A 19,443-nucleotide genomic window follows, 5' to 3' on the forward strand; every position below is an offset into this window, starting at 1 on the left:
TGATGGAGAAGAAAGACATGAGACTGTGCGACCGCGATATAGAAGCCTGGCTGGATAGCGAGAAACTGGTGATTTCCCCGCGCCCGCCGCTCGAGCGCATCAACGGGGCCACAGTAGATGTCCGTTTGGGCAATCAGTTTCGCGTGTTCAGTGGCCATACCGCGCCTTTTATCGATCTTAGCGGGCCGAAAGATGAAGTCAGCGCCGCGCTGGATCGCGTGATGAGCGACGAGATTGTCCTGCCGGAAGGCGAGGCGTTCTTCCTCCATCCCGGCGAGCTGGCCCTGGCGGTGACGTTCGAATCCGTGACGCTGCCGGACGATCTGGTCGGTTGGCTCGACGGCCGTTCTTCTTTGGCGCGCCTGGGGCTGATGGTGCACGTGACCGCGCACCGTATCGATCCGGGCTGGCATGGGCGCATCGTGCTGGAGTTCTACAACTCCGGCAAGCTGCCGCTGGCGCTGCGGCCGGGGATGCTGATTGGCGCCCTGAGCTTTGAGCCGTTGTCCGGCCCGGCGGCCCGGCCATACAACAGCCGCCAGGACGCAAAATATCGCGATCAGCAGGGCGCAGTAGCCAGTCGAATCGACAAGGACTAACGGCGCGGGATGCACCGTCGGTGTGGCGCTGACAAGAGGGTGGCATGAGAAGATTACTGACGACATTGGCGATTTTACTGGTGGTCGTGGTGGCGGGGATGTCCGCGCTGGTACTGCTGGTCAATCCGAATGATTTTCGCGGCTACATGGTCAAAAAAGTCGAGCAGAAGAGCGGCTACCAGCTGACGCTCGAAGGCGACCTGCGGTGGCACATCTGGCCGCAGCTGAGCATTTTGGCCGGCCGCATGACGCTAACCGCTCCGGGTGCCAAAGCGCCGGTGGTGAGTGCGGAAAACATGCGCCTCGATGTCAAACTGTTGCCGCTGCTGTCGCATCAGCTGTTTGTGAAGCAGGTGATGCTGAAAAACGCGGTTATCCGCCTCACGCCCGACAGCGAAGAGCACTCGCAGGTGGACGCCCCGATCGCACCCGCCGGTAGCGGTACTGACGCGGCAGACGCGGCCTGGAAGTTCGATATCGATAACCTTCGGGTGGTGGACAGCCTGCTGATTTGGCAGCGTGCCGATAACGAACAAATCAATGTCCGGGATATCAATCTCACCCTGCAACAAACGGAGAAACGCCAGGCGCAGCTGGAACTTTCCAGCCGGGTCAACCGCGATCAGCGTGACCTGACCTTCAGCATGGCGGCCGATGTCGATCTGCAGCAGTTCCCACGCCAGATTGGCGCCAAAGTGACCCAGTTCAATTACCAACTGGCGGGCGCGGATATTCTGAACGGCGGTATTCAGGGAGAGGGTAATGCCCAGGTGGTCTATCAGCAGACGCCGGCGCAGATTGCCGTCAGCCAGCTGAACGTCAGCGCCAATAACAGTCAGTTGACCGGCGATATCAGCGCCACGCTGGGGGCAGTGCCCGGCTATGTGGTGAACCTCAATTCGGCAAACCTCGATCTCGACGCGCTTTCCGGCTGGCAATCCAGCACCACGACCGCCGAGCAGCCCGCCGTGACTTCCGCGCCGGTGATCGCCAGCCAGGTTGACGATCGGCAGCAAAACCTGGAGGCGCTGCGCGATTTCACTGCACAGTTGAACCTGCAGGCGGCACAGGTAACCTATCGCGGTATGAACGTTGCCCAGTTGGCCGTTACGGCGGACAACCAACGCGGCCTGCTGACGTTGCGCAAGCTTGCCGGGCAATTGGCCGGCGGAGATTTCTCCTTGCCGGGAACGCTCGACGCGCGCGGCAATAAACCGGTGATAAGCGTGCAACCGGTGCTGAATCAGGTTGAGCTCGGCACGGTGCTCAAGGCATTCGATATGCCGCAGATGCTCACCGGCAAGTTCAGCATGAAAGGGGATCTGACCGGCGATCGCCTCTCTTCACAGGCATTTGAGCGCCGCTGGCGCGGTACGGCGCAGCTGGCGATGCAGGATGCGCAGCTGCACGGTCTGAATATTCAGCAGCTGATTCAGCAGGCGGTGGCGCGTAATGATAACAGCGTACGTGGGCAAGACAGCTATCAGCGCTATACCGAGGTCAAAAGCGTCTCGGCGCAGGCCAGTCTGAATCAGGGCACGGTCGAACTCAGCGGCCTGACGGCGGATTCGCCTTTGCTGGCGCTGACCGGCGCCGGCAGCATCGATATGCCGGGCAAACAGTGCGACATGGCGCTCAACGTGCGCGTCACCGGCGGTTGGCAAGGGCGCGGCGAGCTGATTGAGCAACTGCAAAAAACGCCGATCCCGCTGCGGGTCTATGGGCCTTGGCAACAGCTGAATTATCAACTGCAGGTCGATCAAGTGCTGCGCAAAACGCTGCAGGATCGGGCCAAGGATGCGTTGAACAAATGGGCTGAAAAGAACAAGGATTCGCGCGAAGGCCAGGATCTGAAGAAGCTGCTCGACAAGCTGTAATCTCCTCTGACGCGGGTCGCATTGTGGCCCGCGTCAATCTCGATGTTTCCCGCGATAATTTCTCTCCGTTACCTTGATGAAGGTCATGAAGACTCGCGCGCAGTTTGTGCAGAGTAAGGGACTGTTCTGCTATGACTATGCGCCTGAGCGCGAAAACATGACGAGTTGAGGAAACATGATAGAGCTTCTTATTGGCGCCGTAGTGGCGGCGGGCGTGGGCCGTTACATCATCAAGGGGTATTCCGCCACCGGCGTCTTGATGGTGGGCGGGTTACTGCTGCTCGGTATCAGCGCCCTAATGGGGAAAACGCTGTTGCCGTCCGGCGCCGCGTCTACCGGCTGGCGCGCGACCGATATTATCGAATACGTCAAGATCTTGCTGATGAGCCGCGGCGGCGATCTGGGCATGATGATCATGATGCTGTGTGGTTTCGCCGCTTACATGACGCATATCGGCGCCAACGACGTGGTCGTCAAGCTGGCCTCGCGCCCGTTGCAGATGATCAACTCGCCTTATCTGCTGATGGTGGCGGCCTATTTTGTCGCTTGCCTGATGTCATTGGCGGTCTCTTCCGCCACTGGCCTCGGCGTATTGCTGATGGCGACGCTGTTCCCGTTGATGGTGAACGTTGGCATCAGCCGCGGGGCGGCGGCGGCCATTTGCGCTTCGCCGGCGGCGATTATCCTGGCGCCGACCTCTGGCGACGTGGTGCTGGCGGCCAAGGCGGCGGAGATGCCGCTGGTGGACTTCGCGTTCAAAACCACGCTGCCGATCTCGATTGCCGCCATCGTCTGCATGGCCGTGGCGCACTTTTTCTGGCAGCGCTATCTCGACAAAAAGAACAATGAACAGCATCACATCATGGATGTCAGCGAAATCAACACCCACGCGCCGGGGTTCTATGCGATTTTGCCGTTTACGCCGATCCTCGGCGTGCTTATTTTCGACGGAAAATGGGGGCCGGAGCTGCACATCATTACTGTACTGGTCGGGTGCATACTGTTGGCGGCGGTGATCGAGTTTGTGCGCAGCTTCAGCGCCAAACAGGTGTTCAGCGGCCTGGAAGTGGCCTATCGCGGCATGGCGGACGCTTTCGCCAGCGTGGTGATGCTGCTGGTGGCCGCGGGTGTGTTCGCGCAGGGGCTGAGCACCGTCGGCTTTATCAGCGGCTTGATCGGGCTGGCGCAGTCGTTCGGCACCGGCGGTTTGATCATGATGTTGGTGCTGGTGGTGATCACCATGCTGGCGGCCATGACCACCGGTTCCGGCAATGCGCCGTTCTATGCGTTCGTCGAACTGATCCCGAAACTGGCGGCGCAGATGGGCGTGAATCCGGCCTATCTGGTGATCCCGATGCTGCAGGCGTCTAACCTCGGCCGCACGCTGTCGCCGGTCTCCGGCGTGGTGGTGGCGGTTTCCGGCATGGCGAAAATCTCGCCGTTCGAGGTGGTGAAACGCACTTCGGTGCCGGTAATTGTCGGGTTGGTGGTGGTGATCGTGGCGACCGAGCTGCTGGTTCCCCAGTAAAAGAAAGGCCGGGCGATGCCCGGCCTCAATGCTAAACCTCGTAGTCCTCCGGTGGGGGAGGCGGGGTGATCTTCACTTTCAGAATGCGGTGGCTGTTAACCTCCAGCGGTTCGAACAGATAGTCACCGATCTTGATTTGCTCGCCCTCTTGCGGCACACGCTGGCTGTGTTCCATCAGCAGCCCCGCCAGCGTGTGGTATTCGCGTTTTTCTTCCAGCGGCATCGGCAGGTACAGCACCAGATCTTCCAGCGGCATATAGCCGTTGGCAATCCAGCTGCCGTCTTCGTTTTGCTGAATGTCATGGCGTGCGTCCACCTCTTCGCCGGACTCCGGCAGATTGCCGGCGATGGTTTCCATCACGTCCGTCAGGGTGACGATACCTTCGACGGAACCGAACTCGTCGACCACAAAGGCAAAGTGCGTCTGCGCCTGGCGGAACTGTTCCAGGGCGCTTAACAGCGTGAGCTGTTCCGGGAAGATCAGCGGTTGGCGTATCAGCGCGCGCAGATCCAACGGTGCCTGCGCCAACTGCTGTTTGAGGACGTCGATAGTATGGATAACGCCCAGCGGTTCGTCGCTGGCGCTGCTTTCCACCACCACGATGCGCGTGTGCTGATTACGCTCCAGCAATTGCGTCAGTTTTTCCTGCGGATCGTTCAGCTCGAGGTATTCGACGTCGTGACGCGAAGTCATGATGCTGCTGACCGTGCGCTGCGCCATGCCCAGCACGCGTTCGATCATGCGCCGCTCTTGTTGATTGAAGATCTCGCCGTTTTCGCTGTCGCTGTCCGCCAGCAGGTTGGCGGAGTGGCTGTCGACCTCCGCTTCTTCGTGTTTACCACTCAGCATGCGCAGTACCGCCTCGGCGGTGCGCTCGCGCAGTGGCCGCACCTTCGACAGGAAGCGCCGGCGGTTGAACTGTGCCAGTTGGTTCAATGCTTCGATCATCACCGAGAAGCCGATCGCCGCGTAGAGGTAACCTTTCGGAATGTGGTAGCCGAAGCCTTCCGCCACCAGGCTGAAGCCGATCATCAGCAGGAAGCTCAGGCACAGGATAACGATAGTCGGGTGAGCGTTGACGAAGCGCGTCAGCGGCTTGCTGGCCAGCAGCATCAGGCCGATGGCGATACACACCGCGATCATCATCACCGCCAGGTGGTCGACCATGCCGACTGCGGTGATCACCGAGTCGAGCGAGAAAACGGCATCCAGCACCACGATCTGCGCCACTACCGGCCAGAAACGCGCGCCTTTGCGTGTGCCGTGCTGCTCTTCATCCTTGCCTTCCAGCCGCTCGTTCAGCTCCATGGTGGCCTTGAACAGCAGGAATACCCCGCCGACCAGCATGATCAGATCGCGGCCGCTGAAGGGGTGCTCCGCAACGATGAACATCGGTTTGGTCAGCGTCGCCAGCCACGAGATGGAGGCGAGCAGCGCCAGACGCATCACCAACGCCAGCAGCAGGCCGACGACTCGAGCCTTATCTCTTTGTTGTTTTGGTAGTTTGTCCGCCAGAATGGCGATGAAGACAAGGTTGTCTATACCCAGAACGATTTCCAGCACGACCAATGTGGCCAGGCCGGCCCAAATTGTTGGATCAGCGATCCATTCCATACGCCCAATTTCACCTGTAAGTTCTACGGCTTATGCCGCACGGGAATGATGGGCGCTGAGGCGGCAAAATTCAACTTTAATTCGAAGATGTAATAGTGAGTGAAGGTGAGTATCGGGTTAAGATCTAAGGAAAAATAGGGGGCATCAATAAATTAAATGGCTATGCAGTGAGCTGGGAGAAATAGCGTACTAGTCATTTGTCTGTAAAACAACCAGATCACGGTATTTTATTAAATATCATGATGTTATGATTGGATTCGTCAGTTTTTATATTATGAATTGGACGGTCCTAGTAGTCTTATTCTGAAAACGAGACGACTAGGGTATCTAAGGCTTGTGTCCAAAGATTAATAGTATAAGAATCTTAGCCATATAAACGGCCTAAATCGTCTGCTTTTGGTTATAAAAATACCTCTTTACATAGTTTGACGAACCAAACGCCACCGGTAGCCATTGCGCGTAAAAAAATACAAACAAATCAGTGTGTTAATTGATTTTTTCTCTTTCAACCACTGCAAGCAGCGCATTGGTAGCTGGAAGCCAAGGGCGGTAGCGTGTCTGCTATTGGCCGCTAAGCAGCGGGCAATGGATAAGCGTATTTTACAGAATAATGTGATTGTGGATAAAAAACATGCAAAAGAGACTTAAGGCTGTAATTCCGGTTGCTGGACTGGGGACGCGGATGTTGCCAGCAACTAAAGCCATTCCTAAAGAAATGTTGCCGGTTGTCGATAAACCCTTAATTCAATACATCGTAAATGAATGCGTAGCTGCCGGGATTAAGGATATCGTACTGGTTACACACTCCTCGAAGAATGCGATTGAGAACCACTTTGACACGTCATTCGAACTTGAGGCGGTACTGGAGTCGCGCGTCAAGCGTCAGCTGCTGGAAGAGATCAAAGGGATTTGTCCGCCGGACGTCACCGTTATGCAAGTGCGTCAGGGGCAGGCAAAGGGGTTGGGGCACGCCGTGCTGTGCGCCAAGCCGATGGTTGGCGACGCGCCTTTCGTCGTGTTGTTGCCGGACGTTTTGTTAGACGACTCCACTGCGGATCTACGCAAAGAGAACCTGGCTAAAATGCTGCAGCGCTTCGATGAAACCGGCTATAGCCAAATCATGGTGGAACCTGTCCCTGAGCAAGACGTGTCGAAATATGGCGTAGTAGACTGTGGCGGCGTGTCGCTGGCGGCGGGCGAAAGCATCGCCATGACGGCGGTGGTGGAAAAGCCCGCGCGCGAAGAAGCGCCTTCCAACTTGGCCGTGGTCGGTCGCTATGTGCTGGCCGCCGATATCTGGGCGCTGTTGGAAAAAACGCCGCCGGGCGCCGGTGACGAAATTCAATTGACGGACGCCATCGCCATGCTGATGGAGCAACAGACCGTTGAAGCGTTCCACATGAGCGGCAAGTCGCATGACTGCGGCGACAAATTAGGCTATATGAAGGCATTCGTCCAATATGGATTGCGCCATCAGACAGAAGGCGCAGGATTTACCCAATGGCTGAAGCAGGCGTTGAACGATAAATAACTGCGGTGAGCTTGTGCAATCGCAATGTTGAAGAGGATTACCATGACTAAGTTAAAGGCTGTCATTCCTGTTGCCGGTTTGGGTATGCATATGCTGCCGGCGACGAAGGCAATTCCCAAAGAGATGTTGCCGATTGTAGATAAGCCGCTGATTCAATATATCGTTAATGAATGCGTATCCGCTGGGATAAAAGACATTATTTTGGTTACGCATTCCTCCAAAAATGCGATAGAAAACCACTTTGATACGTCGTTTGAACTGGAAGCTATGTTGGAGGCGCGTGTAAAGCGCCAATTACTGGATGAAGTAAAATCCATCATCCCAAAAGGGGTGACCCTGATGCACATTCGTCAAGGGCAACCTAAAGGGTTAGGGCATGCGGTGTTGTGTGCTAGGCCATTGATTGGTGAAGAGCCTTTTGTGGTTGTATTGCCCGACATTCTGTTGGACGAAGGCAAAGCTGCACCCCAGAAAGATAATTTAGCGCATATGATTGCGCGTTTTGAGCAGAATGGTTCGAGCCAGGTGCTGGTTCAGAAGGCCGATGAACATGTTCTCTATGACTATTCTGTCGTTGAGTGTGAGGTGGATACTTTGCATCCGGGCGAAAGCGCCAGAATGACATCAATCGTCGAGAAACCTAGCCGTGAACTTCAGTTAAACTCCAATTATTCTGCTGTCGGACGCTATGTCCTTTCTGCCGAAATTTGGCCCATTTTGGAAAGAACCGAACCTGGCGCCTGGGGCCGAATTCAGCTGACTGACGCAATTGCCGAGCTGTTGCAACACAACACGGTGGAAGCGATGGAGCTGGTGGGAGATTCATTCAATTGCGGCGAGAAAATGGGTTATCTTCGTGCCTTTGTGACCTATGGTTTGCGACATCCAAGTCAGGGGGAAGCCTTTAGGACTTGGGCTAAGCAACTGTCGTTGTAATGTCGCTCGATTTGACCGCATTGTACACTCTGCGTTTTGATATGGAGGGGAACGCTCAGTGTTCCTCACTACGTTGGACTCAGCTTTGGAAATACTCCATAATCATACGGCCCTGATTCTCAACGCTGGCTCAATACGAGCATGGTTTTCCGTCAAAATATCTGAGATATGACAGTGCTTATGACGCACATACGACGATGTAGCCTAGGTTGACCAGCTAACGTAGCTTGCAGATATATTTACTTTGAAAGTGATGATAACTCGATGGCAAAAAAACAATGGAAACTGATACCACTTTTGGTATCTATCGGTGTGGTTAGCGGCTGTACTATCGTACCGGGCTCTCATCTTTCAACCAGTGGCAAAGAGGTCGTCAAACAACAAGATAATGATTTTGACATCGATAAACTGGTTAATGTTTATCCGCTCACACCAAGCTTGGTCGAGAAAATGCGACCTAAGCCAGTTGTTGCACAACCCAACTCCTCTTTAGAACGTGAACTACAGAACTATGAATACCGTATCGGTATTGGTGATGTCTTGATGGTAACCGTGTGGGATCATCCTGAACTGACCACTCCGGCAGGCCAATATCGGAGCGCCAGCGATACAGGGAACTGGGTCAATTCTGACGGTACTATTTTCTATCCTTACATTGGCAAGGTAAAAGTCGCCGGTAGGACCATGAGTCAGGTTCGCAATGATATTGCCGGTAGGCTTGCGCAATATATCGAAAGCCCGCAAGTGGACGTCAGTATCGCCGCCTTCCGTTCACAAAAGGTTTATGTTACAGGTGAGGTAGCAACATCAGGAAAGCAGGCTATCACGAACGTTCCTTTGACAGTTATGGATGCTATTAATGCCGCCGGTGGTTTAGCTGAGAACGCTGATTGGCGCAATGTAGTGTTGACTCATAATGGGCAAGAACAGCGCATTTCCTTGCAAGCACTGATGCAGCGTGGTGATTTGACGCAAAACCGTTTACTTTATCCTGGTGATATCCTCTACGTACCACGCAACGATGACTTAAAAGTTTTCGTTATGGGAGAAGTGAAAAAGCAAACCACATTGAAAATGGACCGCAGCGGAATGACGTTGACGGAGGCACTTGGTAACGCTGAAGGAATGGACCAGGCTGTATCCGATGCAACAGGTGTATTTGTTATCAGGCCTCTGCGCGGAACGGAAGGCAAGAAACTGGCAAGCATATATCAGTTGAATGCATCGGATGCGACAGCCATGGTCATGGGAACAGAGTTCCATTTGCAACCCTACGATATTGTTTATGTAACCACGGCTCCTCTGGCTCGCTGGAACCGTGTAATTAACCAACTGTTACCAACTATTGTTGGATTTAACAACCTGACCGAAGGCTCACTGCGTATCCGTAATTGGCCGTAATTTATGTGAGTCCTGTCTCTCGCGTGTAAGTAAGTGGTGGCCATCTTCATATTAGAAAGATGGCCACTACGTACATTAATAGGTCAAAAGTATCTGATTACTGAGCTATCCTAAAATTAGCCATATGAAGTCAAGATAAAATAATTATACCCATTCATGATATTCACTCTCCGCGATGAGTCATATTTAGTACTCTAAAACCATAGCGCGCTTAACATGTTAGAAGTACCCAAGCCAATGACCGGAAACACTATGTCTGAAAAAAAACACGTAACTGAACCGTGCGATAGTGGCCAAATTAACAGCAATTTGCATCATTTAGTTGGTGTGCTGCTTGAACATCATAAGTTTATTATCGGACTGGTATTCTTATTTGCGGGTATGAGTATTGGTTACACATGGCTAGCAACGCCCTTGTACCGTGCGGATGTGTTAATACAGGTTGAAAAAAACGCCGCTGACAGTTTAGTATCGAACGTTTCTGAAGCTTTCGCGCAAGATCAGGAAGTAAAGGATGCTGCTGAAATGGCTTTGCTATTTTCTCGACGTGTCATTGGTGAGGCTGTATCGACGCTAAAACTTGATATTGATGCTAAAGAAAAGGTTGTACCTGTAATTGGCACACTGATCTCGAAAGTTACCGGGGACAAGAAATATATTATTGTAGACGTTTTGGACGTTCCGGAGAACCTTCAGGATAAAACTCTTCGATTAGACGTTATCTCTCAAAAAAAATATAAAATTATGACTGAGCAGGGTGATGTCATAACAGGAGAGTTTAATAATCCTATTTTGGAAGGTGGTGTTTCTGTTTTAATAAATAAAGGAAACTCTACCGTCGGAGACACTTTTGAGTTAGTAAAAAAATCTAAAATAACAGCAATTAACTCTGTTATAGCTAACCTCAGTTTCGTGAGTAATGATCGGGATAGTGGTATTTTTAGAGTGTTCTATCAAGGAACAGATCCTGAAAAAGTAGTATCAACGCTGAATGAAATTGCGAAAAATTATCTTAATCAAAATATAAAGGATAAATCAGCGCAAGCTGAGAAAGGGCTTGATTTTTTGTCTGTGCAGTTGCCTATTAAAAAAAATGATCTAGTCCTTGCTGAGGATGCACTAAATAAACATAGAAGAAATAGTAACTCTCTTGATATGACTTTAGAGGCCCAACAATTATTAAAGCGAGGAGTTGCGTTAGACACTCAGCTAAATGCGCTTACGATACAAGAGGTTGATGTATCGCAAGCTTACACGAAGGAATATCCATCATACAAAGCTCTTCTCGATAAGAAAAAAGCTATAGAAGAAGAGCGTTCAAAAATTAACTACAGTATTGCCAACTTACCAGAGAACCAACAGCAACTAATTCGACTGAGTCGCGACGTTCTGGTAGGGCAGGCTGTCTACGTGTTGCTTTTGCAAAAAGAACAAGAGTTACGAGTTACTAAGGCGAGTATTATCGGTGATGTAAGAATCGTTGACTACGCAGAGTTGAGGAATGGAGTTGCAAGTCTGAATAGCAAGGTGATTATTTTTGTCTCTATTTATCTTGGTTTCATATTTGCGTTTATATTGGTATTGTTGAAAACAATCCTTTATAAACGAGTTGAAAAAATCGAAGAATTAGGTCAATTGGGAGTGAGCGTACTAGCTACAATACCATTTTCCTCGATACAAGGTGAAATCATAAAAAAAGAAAGAAAAGGCGAGAATAAAAAATTTCTCCAGCACACTATACTGGCTGACTTTGATCCTAGCGATTTAGCAATCGAAGCACTTCGTGGATTACGCACTTCACTACATTTTACAATGATAGAGTCTAATAATAACGTGCTAATGATCTCTGGTGTAAGTCCAGGGTGTGGTAAAACATTTATTAGCGCCAATTTATCAAGTTTAATCACGAAGTCTGGAAAACGAGTGCTTTTGCTTGATGCTGATTTGAGAAAGGGATATGTTCATGAGCTATTTTCTTTGAAAAACGAGTTGGGATTATCCTCCTTCCTTACGTCATCTGAGGTAGATGTTAGTAAATATATCCAGCATGACGAGCGCACAGGATTGGATATAATTCCTAGAGGTAAGATAGCTCCAAATCCTTCCGAGTTGTTGATGACTGCTCGCTTCGAGTTTTTAGTTTCAACATTAAGCAATATGTATGATTTTGTTATTATTGACACACCTCCTATTATGGCCGTTACCGATCCTTCTATTATTGGACGGCACGCTGGAACGACAATGTTGGTAGTTGGATTCGCGAAAAATACTGTGAAAGAAGTTGAAATGTCAATATCTCGTTTTGAAAAATCGGGAGTTAGTATCAGCGGGTTAATTGTGAATGGGTATGTTAAAAAAGCAACAGAGAGCTATTCTGAAGGCTCATATTACAATTACGGATATAAATACCGATAAGTAAAGAAGTAAAAGAGCCATTTAAAATAAAGGTGAAAATATGGAGTTAACGGAAATGGTGAACAAAAGGAATATGGTCCTTTGCTTATTGGTGCTGGTTGCTATGAGCAGTTTCTTTGTTGCCCCCTACCTCACTATGGTTGGCTTTTGCGGGATAATGGCTTTTTATATCATTGCTAGTGAAAGAGAAAAAGACTATTTGGCATACTTTTTTTTCTTTATTGCAATGACATTGATAACTTGCATTGTTATATCCACAAAGACACTTGATGCAATTATGAATGACAAGGTCAATTACCGTGTATCTATGCTAGAAGGTAATGGGCTAAATATTGTTCAGTGGGTTGCCAGTTTCAGGGACTCGGATTTCATTTCTTATTTGTTCATGTACATTTCCGCATACTTATTCGGAGTGAACAACGAGGCATTTGCCTTCTTTTATTTCGTCAGTTTTACGTTACTTGTTGTGGGGCTCTATAGAATTACCGGAAACAGCTTCGCGATTATTTTGTTTATGTTCTGTTGTCAGTATACTTTCCAAGGGTTGTACGGGAATATTCTTAGACAGTCTTTAGCCTTATCCTTTTTAATTTGTGCGCTCTCTTGTAAAACTATACGAAACGGTATGGCATTAATAATTTTGGCAGCACTGAGCCACTTCTCGTTTATAATGTATGCCCCTTATATCTTTTTAAGACGTTTCTTCCACAAAATATCAACACCTCTAGCACTCATTGCATTTGGGGTCACTTATATTGTTGGGAAATACTTTTTTTCAGTATTGGTGGCTTTTTTCCCAACAGGGAGTCTGTTATCAGAAAAAGCGGCGGTATATGATAATGATGCAACGTTTGAAGGTAGTGATTTTGGCCGAAAATTGGGAGCGATAGTTTTCTTCATCATGATTATAGAGGGGGGGAATATTTTCCAAAAATATTTTCTAGAGTTAGACGAGTCTAGAAAGAGAACATTAGAAGATATACGCGGCTTCTTTATTTATGGCACATTGATATTTTTTCTATGTACGTCGTTCGAAGAGATTTCGACACGATATGCATTTAATTTAATGATCTTTGCATTTGCTTATGCCATTTTATTAGTAGGCGGAATAAAAGATTACACGCTAAAATGCATGATTTATCTTTCTTTGGTGGCACTGTTATTATTAATGTATGTATACATCAATGTCGTTAGTAACCAGTTTTTCTACTATGGAGATCTTGTCTCTATTCTTAGTGATGATTTGCCAACTATTCTAAATAAAATCGGCATATTTTAAACTGGCTGACATATTAGGATAATACATGGGATCTATACTTTTTAGCATAATTATACCTGCATATAATGTTTCTGAGTACTTATCAAACTGTCTTGTCTCTATAGTCAAACAACAGGGCTGTGTGTCATTCGAATGCATTATCATTAATGACGGTTCGACAGATAATACCGGGGATATTGCAGAGTCGTTTATAATCAATGAGAAGGTAAATAACTTCCATTATTATGAGAAGAAGAATGGTGGTGTGTCAGAGACTAGGAATTTTGGCTTGCAAAAGGCCTCTGGGGAATACATTATTTTCATAGATGCAGATGATATCATATCGCCAAATTTACTATGTTTTTTGAATAAAGCTATCGAAGAGCATAATGCGGATTTAGTATACTATAACTTCGAAGTATTACGTGGAGAGTCAACAGAAGAAAGCAACGTTTTAAGAAATGATTTGAAATTCATATGTAGTGAAATGTCTAAGCAAGAGCTAGCATCTAAGCCCAATTACCCCTGGGCTAGAGCCGCGAAGAGAAACCTCTATGAAAACGTTGTTTATCCACTTGGACTGATCTATGAAGATATTGTTAGTACAACTATTCTGAATGCACTGTGTCAAAAACCTTATCACATAGAGAACTCGCTCTATGGCTATAGAAAACGACCAAATTCTTTGATGTCAGAGTCGGCACTTAAGCAACTGGTAATGTTTGAAACAATAAAATATCTGAAGATTGAATGCAAAAAAAACAATATAGCAGAAATTTATTATAATTCTGCTGTTGTCAACCTTTCACGTTCTGCATTTATGAGCGTGTATCGTATCAAAGATAGAGATAAATTTATTGAAGGAAGGAAAATGATGTGGAAAAGCTATCATGAACTTCCTTTGATTGAGGGCTTGCGCAGCTATGCTACTCGTTTAGAAAAACTGATCTTTATTATTATAAAGGCAAAAAAGTTAGCAATACCATTGTCATGGGGGCTCGGTAAGCTAGTTAATAGAATAGATGCTAAACGCAACTCTCGTTTTAGTGATTAAGAATTTAAAAGGTGTAAAATGGTCATATATATAGTCACCCATAAGGATTATCAGTTCCCGGCAGACAATGTTTACACGCCGATTAAAGTTGGTTCTGGAAATGTAAATTCTGATATATTAACGGATGCGAACGGTGAAAACATCAGCTCTTTGAATCCCTATTTCTGCGAACTTACAGCCCTTTATTGGATATGGAAAAATGCGAGAGAAGATATTGTTGGCTTGGTCCACTATCGTAGATATTTTTCATCTGGGAGCTGTTCTGTTCAAATAAATGGTCGCGGAATATTAAGCCGCGAAGAGATCGACTCCGAACTAAGTGGATTCGATCTGATTGTGTCAAAGCCAAGAAACTATTACATTGTTAAAATAAAGGATCACTATATTAAAGCTCATGGGGAAAATGATTTTGAACTATTAAGAGCTGAAATTGAAAATAATGAGCCTGCGTATATTGAAAGTTTTGATGCGGTAATGAATAGTAAAAAAATAAGCCTTTACAATATGTTCATTGCAAGGAAAGAGGTTATCGATGAATACTGCGAATGGTTATTCGGGATTCTATTCTCCTTAAAAGATAAGATTCCGTACGAAACTTATGATGCCTACCAAAGACGTGTTTTTGGTTTCATGTCAGAGAGGCTCTTTAATGTTTGGATCAGAGCAAATGCTCACAAATTAAAAGTAAAAGAAATGGCCGTTGCCAATATTGAAGGTGAGAACGTCTTAAAAAAAGGCTTTGGGCTTATTAAGAGACAATATCTATGATGTGAGTGGTTAAATTGAATTTCCCGACAAGGAAATAGAATGTATACATTGTCGTTTGCTTTTTTTAGTAGTGAACGTATTTACTGCGTTGTTCCAATTAAATCGGTAGCCAAGCATATACAGGTTTTTGGTGCTAGCCAGAAATGCTAATTTGATGAGTTGGGACATATGGATGCGTCAAGGGGCTCGAAGATAATGGAAAAGAAAATATTAATATTGACTTCATTCGTTTCAGGTATGGGGGGAATGGAAAAGGTCATTGAACGAACTAATACGATTTTATCTAAAAATAAAAAATACACAACACGTATTATTTCTCTCAGTGGCGGTCAGAGTAATTTAATAAATGGGAAAACAAAATTTTTCTATACGGGGAAAGAATCATGGATTAATAATATAAACGGTTCTCGCTTCCCTTTTCGGAGTGGAATAAAACACCTCGACTTCATTCTTCACGCCATGTATGTATTTTTGGTTCTCATTCGATATAGACCCAATTATGTTGTCTGCACTGGATTTGGTCAGCTTGTCTATGCGAATAAGATTCGTAATATCTTTGGTCTTAAATATAAATTGCTTTCCTGGCCTCATTTCTCCATAGCATCAGGATTCGGGAATATAAAATATTCAACACAAGCCGACTACTGTTTAGGAATAAGTAAAGAGATAAATGATGAATTTATAAAAGCCTGCGTTGAGCCTGAGAAGGTTATTTATTTCCCGAATCCATTCTCTCGCATGGATATAATAAAAAGAAAAAATGACATTACAACCTTTGTCTTCATTGGCAGATTACTAATTGATGGTCAGAAGAGGATTAGAGATATAATCGATGCAGCGGGAAAAGTAAATGGAGATTTTCGCGTAAAATTTATTGGTGATGGCGAAGATGCTGATCTAATCGAGAAGTATATAAAGAACAGCCCAGCTAATAAAAAATTAGAGCTGTTACGTGGATGGGTTAATGATCCTTGGAGACTGGCTGGTAATCCGAATGCCTTGTTATTAGCATCTGCTTTCGAAGGATTGCCCACAGTAATTGGTGAGGCGATGTCTAGAGGCATTGTCTGCATCAGCTCTGATTGTAAAACAGGCCCGAGAGATTTTATAGTGGATGGAAGAAACGGCTATCTGTTCCCTGTAGGTGATGTAGATAGTTTGGCAAATCTTATGCAGCGTGTTGTTGATGGCGATATAAATCCATCACCGGAAATAATCGCGGAGAGCATCGATTTCTTCTATGAGGATAGATATGAAGAGCGTTTGCTCAAGGTGTTCAATTAAGAAGTGTTATCTAGTATAGGCTAATGATGAAGAAAATTGCATACATAACATTATTGGACACGAGTGCCAAGAGCAATGGTGTAAACAAAAAAATTTTTGCGCAATGCAAAGCATTTATTCACTTAGGGTACGATGTGGATATTTTCTCCATGACTAGTTATGGACTGATGAAAACCAACCTAATCACAGGTGAGTATCATGAGGAAAAGTTGAGCAAGCGAAGGAATATTTTTTTTTACAACGAGGTTATTCACTATCTAAGTGGGCGTGACGATGATTACCATATGGTATATCTTCGACAGCCATTTCCTACAATAAGAAGTATTGGTTTTAGTAATTTCATAAAAAAAATAAAGCTAAAGGCTAAAAAAATTGTCTTAGAAATGCCGACGTACCCATTTCTTAACGAATCAAAAAACCTCAAAGAAAAATTGTATAACTTTTTATTTAGATGGCAATTCTCCACTTCGAAAAAAAACATTGATTTAATTGTGTATATGGGCGCTTTTACTAAAGAAATCTGGGGTGTAAAGGCTTTGAGGATTTTCAATTCAGTGGATATCTCTCAAAATCCGATGATCAAAAATTGTTTTTCCAAGACGGTTAATGATGAGCCTATCAGACTTATTGGTGTTGCACAGTTGGCCTTTTGGCATGGTTATGATCGAATAATTACAGGGTTGGCGGAATATTACAAAAATAGCTCCAATAGCAAGGCTGTATACTTTGATATTGTTGGGAATTCCGACTTCGGGGGGGCAGAATCAGAACTCAAAGCTTTGGTTGATAAACTTAATTTAAGAAAGTATGTTATTTTTCATGGACCACAACATGGTGATGCATTAACTAAAATTTTCGAATCCTCAAACATCGCCGTTGACTCATTAGGTCGTCATCGTAGTAATAATGAATATAATTGCTCTTTGAAGTCAAAAGAATACTGTGCGCGAGGCCTGCCGTTTGTTAAAAGTCATAAAGATGACGCCTTTGAAGGAACCAACTATTTTTACCAGGTTCCTCCGGATGAATCAGCTATCGATATCAGCGAATTATTAAATTGGTATAAACGAGTGGATTTTGACCCCAATGAAATGCGTTGTTTTGTCGAGAATGAGCTAGTCTGGGAAGTACAAATGGAAAAGGTTATATCAGCGCTATCGTAACATATTAGGTTTTTATTTTTCAATACGTTGTATTTATAATGAAGGTGATTTATGACAGTGAAAAATGTGCTACTTGTTGGTGCTGGCCTATCCGGTGTGGTTATTGGGCGCCAATTGGCTGAGAAGGGATTAAGAGTCACTATTATAGATCAGCGCCCTCATATCGGGGGGAACTGTTTTGACGATCGAGATGCTGAAACAGAGGTAATGGTACACACCTATGGCCCCCATATATTCCATACCGATAATGAAATCGTATGGAATTATGTCACTAAATACGCAGTAATGATGCCATATGTCAATAGGGTAAAGTCAACGGTTAATGGGCAGGTTTTTTCACTCCCGATAAACTTACATACAATAAATCAGTTTTTCAATAAAACGTGCTCTCCCTCAGAAGCAAAGGAGCTTATTCAGAGTAAAGGTGATAGTTCAATTGTTGAACCGAAAACTTTTGAAGAACAAGCGTTGCGCTTTGTGGGTCAAGAATTATATGAAGCCTTTTTCAAAGGCTATACGATAAAGCAGTGGGGGATGTCTCCATCCGAGTTGCCAGCCTCGATACTGAAACGCTTGCCGATTCGTTTCAATTACGATGACAATTATTTTAATCACAAGTATCAAGGTATGCCAAAAGATGGTTATACGGCGATGATAAAAAAAATTGCGGAGCACGACAATATTACTGTTAAATTGGGTACTCCTTTTGATAAAGCCTGTATCGGAGATTATGACCATATATTTTATAGTGGCCCGCTCGATGCCATTTATGAGTACAGCCTTGGCAGATTGGGGTATAGAACGCTAGACTTTGACAAGTTTAAATTCGATGGAGATTATCAAGGCTGCGCCGTAATGAATTATGGTAGCGTAGATGTACCCTATACCCGTATTACTGAACATAAACATTTCTCCCCATGGGAATCACATCAAGGCTCGGTCTGTTACAAGGAATATAGTCGATATTGTACTGAGGATGATATTCCTTATTATCCGATTAGGCAGGTTGGAGAGATGCAGATGTTGGAAGGATACATTTCTTTGGCTCAGAAAGAAAAGAACATTACTTTTGTTGGTCGTTTGGGAACATATCGCTACTTAGACATGGATGTTACTATTCATGAAGCACTTCATACTGCAGATATTTATTTAAATAGTATCGCTACTGGTTCGGATATGCCAGTATTTACCGTGAAATGAGTATTCATTCGAATTGTTAAAATAGCAAATTTTTCCTCCTGGTAGCCACATGGTGATAAGGAACTACTCTTTCCCAGTTGAAAATAAACTCTTGTTGTATTAATTTTAACCACAGATAGCAGGCACGAAGCTTGTGTACTATGAAATGGGCTTGGCCTCGGAGAACAGAAAGAGTAGGTGCAGGTCGTCATGTGTGAGTTTACTGCCGATGAGATGTAATCGTCTGTTCTTACTAGAGTGTGCTGCCGATAACGGGTTCTGAAAGCTTGTGCATGGGGATGGTGATTTTGATATAGTAAACTCATCAAAGACATGAATGGTTTAAGCCAAAGTGAAACCTCGTACAAGTACTCATACTAAGCCTCAGGGATATGAATATGTTTGATTCTATCTTAGTTGTTTGCGTTGGCAATATATGCCGCTCTCCGACTGGTGAACGACTACTCAAGCAGTTTTTACCTTCTAAAAACATTGATTCCGCTGGTTTGGGGGCCGTAGTTGGGAGCGCTGCTGACTCAACAGCCAGTCTCGTTGCGCAAGCGCATGGTTTATCACTTGACGAACATATTGCCAAACAGTTAACTCGTGATTTGTGTAGGGCGTACTCGCTGATTTTAGTTATGGAAAAGAGCCATATTGAGGCTGTCACTCGGTTAGCACCGGAGGTTAGAGGAAAGACAATGCTATTTGGTCACTGGATGAATCAAAAAGACATCCCTGATCCATATGGCAAAAGCCATGAAGCCTTTGAGTTTGTTTACCGTTTACTTGCTGATTCGGCTCAGAAATGGGTTAAAGCACTGAATCCTTAATA

Annotated in this window: 15 protein-coding genes; 14 read left to right on the top strand and 1 reads right to left on the bottom strand. The window is 46.0% G+C overall.

Going from position 1 to position 19,443, the window contains the following annotated elements; translation table 11 throughout:
* Positions 1 to 17: 17 nt before the first annotated feature.
* The 3 genes from dcd to dcuC all read left to right on the top strand — a co-directional run bounded on the left by dcd (position 18) and on the right by dcuC (position 4,004).
* Positions 18 to 599 (top strand): dCTP deaminase, encoded by a 582-nt coding sequence (gene dcd, locus AC4PR2_RS03490; RefSeq protein ID WP_019454407.1) that lies wholly within the window; start codon positions 18 to 20, stop codon positions 597 to 599.
* A 44-nt stretch (positions 600 to 643) separates the two neighbouring features.
* Complete coding sequence (gene asmA / locus AC4PR2_RS03495) at positions 644 to 2,476, top strand: outer membrane assembly protein AsmA (RefSeq protein WP_337046445.1); 1,833 nt, start codon at positions 644 to 646, stop codon at positions 2,474 to 2,476.
* A gap of 175 nt (positions 2,477 to 2,651) precedes the next feature.
* A complete protein-coding gene (gene dcuC / locus AC4PR2_RS03500; RefSeq protein WP_060421426.1) occupies positions 2,652 to 4,004 on the top strand; it encodes an anaerobic C4-dicarboxylate transporter DcuC in 1,353 nt (450 codons plus the stop codon).
* A 31-nt stretch (positions 4,005 to 4,035) separates the two neighbouring features.
* On the opposite strand, the gene AC4PR2_RS03505 is transcribed toward dcuC, so the two are convergent.
* On the bottom strand, positions 4,036 to 5,619 hold the full coding sequence (locus tag AC4PR2_RS03505; protein WP_197801884.1) for a TerC family protein: 1,584 nt from the start codon (positions 5,617 to 5,619) through the stop codon (positions 4,036 to 4,038).
* Positions 5,620 to 6,250: 631 nt separating this feature from the next.
* On the opposite strand from AC4PR2_RS03505, the gene galU reads away from it, so the two are divergent.
* The 11 genes from galU (at position 6,251) to AC4PR2_RS03560 (ending at position 19,441) form a co-directional block, all read left to right on the top strand.
* On the top strand, positions 6,251 to 7,150 hold the full coding sequence (gene galU, locus AC4PR2_RS03510) for a UTP--glucose-1-phosphate uridylyltransferase GalU (protein ID WP_197801882.1): 900 nt from the start codon (positions 6,251 to 6,253) through the stop codon (positions 7,148 to 7,150).
* A gap of 42 nt (positions 7,151 to 7,192) precedes the next feature.
* Positions 7,193 to 8,086, top strand: a complete 894-nt coding sequence (locus AC4PR2_RS03515; protein WP_197801880.1) for a sugar phosphate nucleotidyltransferase — start codon at positions 7,193 to 7,195, stop codon at positions 8,084 to 8,086.
* A gap of 264 nt (positions 8,087 to 8,350) precedes the next feature.
* On the top strand, positions 8,351 to 9,487 hold the full coding sequence (locus AC4PR2_RS03520) for a polysaccharide export protein (RefSeq protein ID WP_060442779.1): 1,137 nt from the start codon (positions 8,351 to 8,353) through the stop codon (positions 9,485 to 9,487).
* 252 nt (positions 9,488 to 9,739) lie between these two features.
* Positions 9,740 to 11,902 (top strand): polysaccharide biosynthesis tyrosine autokinase, encoded by a 2,163-nt coding sequence (locus AC4PR2_RS03525; RefSeq protein ID WP_197801878.1) that lies wholly within the window; start codon positions 9,740 to 9,742, stop codon positions 11,900 to 11,902.
* A gap of 40 nt (positions 11,903 to 11,942) precedes the next feature.
* On the top strand, positions 11,943 to 13,181 hold the full coding sequence (locus AC4PR2_RS03530; protein ID WP_197801876.1) for an EpsG family protein: 1,239 nt from the start codon (positions 11,943 to 11,945) through the stop codon (positions 13,179 to 13,181).
* Positions 13,182 to 13,206: 25 nt separating this feature from the next.
* Positions 13,207 to 14,214, top strand: coding sequence for a glycosyltransferase (locus AC4PR2_RS03535; RefSeq protein WP_197801874.1), 1,008 nt, complete (start codon positions 13,207 to 13,209; stop codon positions 14,212 to 14,214).
* A gap of 18 nt (positions 14,215 to 14,232) precedes the next feature.
* Complete coding sequence (locus AC4PR2_RS03540) at positions 14,233 to 14,982, top strand: DUF4422 domain-containing protein (RefSeq protein ID WP_197801870.1); 750 nt, start codon at positions 14,233 to 14,235, stop codon at positions 14,980 to 14,982.
* A 195-nt stretch (positions 14,983 to 15,177) separates the two neighbouring features.
* Complete coding sequence (locus AC4PR2_RS03545) at positions 15,178 to 16,266, top strand: glycosyltransferase (protein WP_197801868.1); 1,089 nt, start codon at positions 15,178 to 15,180, stop codon at positions 16,264 to 16,266.
* A gap of 23 nt (positions 16,267 to 16,289) precedes the next feature.
* Positions 16,290 to 17,429: a glycosyltransferase family protein gene (locus AC4PR2_RS03550; protein ID WP_197801866.1), complete on the top strand. Its 1,140-nt coding sequence runs from the start codon at positions 16,290 to 16,292 to the stop codon at positions 17,427 to 17,429.
* Positions 17,430 to 17,480: 51 nt separating this feature from the next.
* Positions 17,481 to 18,629 (top strand): UDP-galactopyranose mutase, encoded by a 1,149-nt coding sequence (gene glf, locus AC4PR2_RS03555; protein ID WP_492174896.1) that lies wholly within the window; start codon positions 17,481 to 17,483, stop codon positions 18,627 to 18,629.
* Positions 18,630 to 19,006: 377 nt separating this feature from the next.
* On the top strand, positions 19,007 to 19,441 hold the full coding sequence (locus AC4PR2_RS03560; RefSeq protein WP_048233167.1) for an arsenate reductase/protein-tyrosine-phosphatase family protein: 435 nt from the start codon (positions 19,007 to 19,009) through the stop codon (positions 19,439 to 19,441).
* Positions 19,442 to 19,443: the final 2 nt, after the last annotated feature.

Source organism: Serratia sp. A07 (assembly GCF_058725505.1).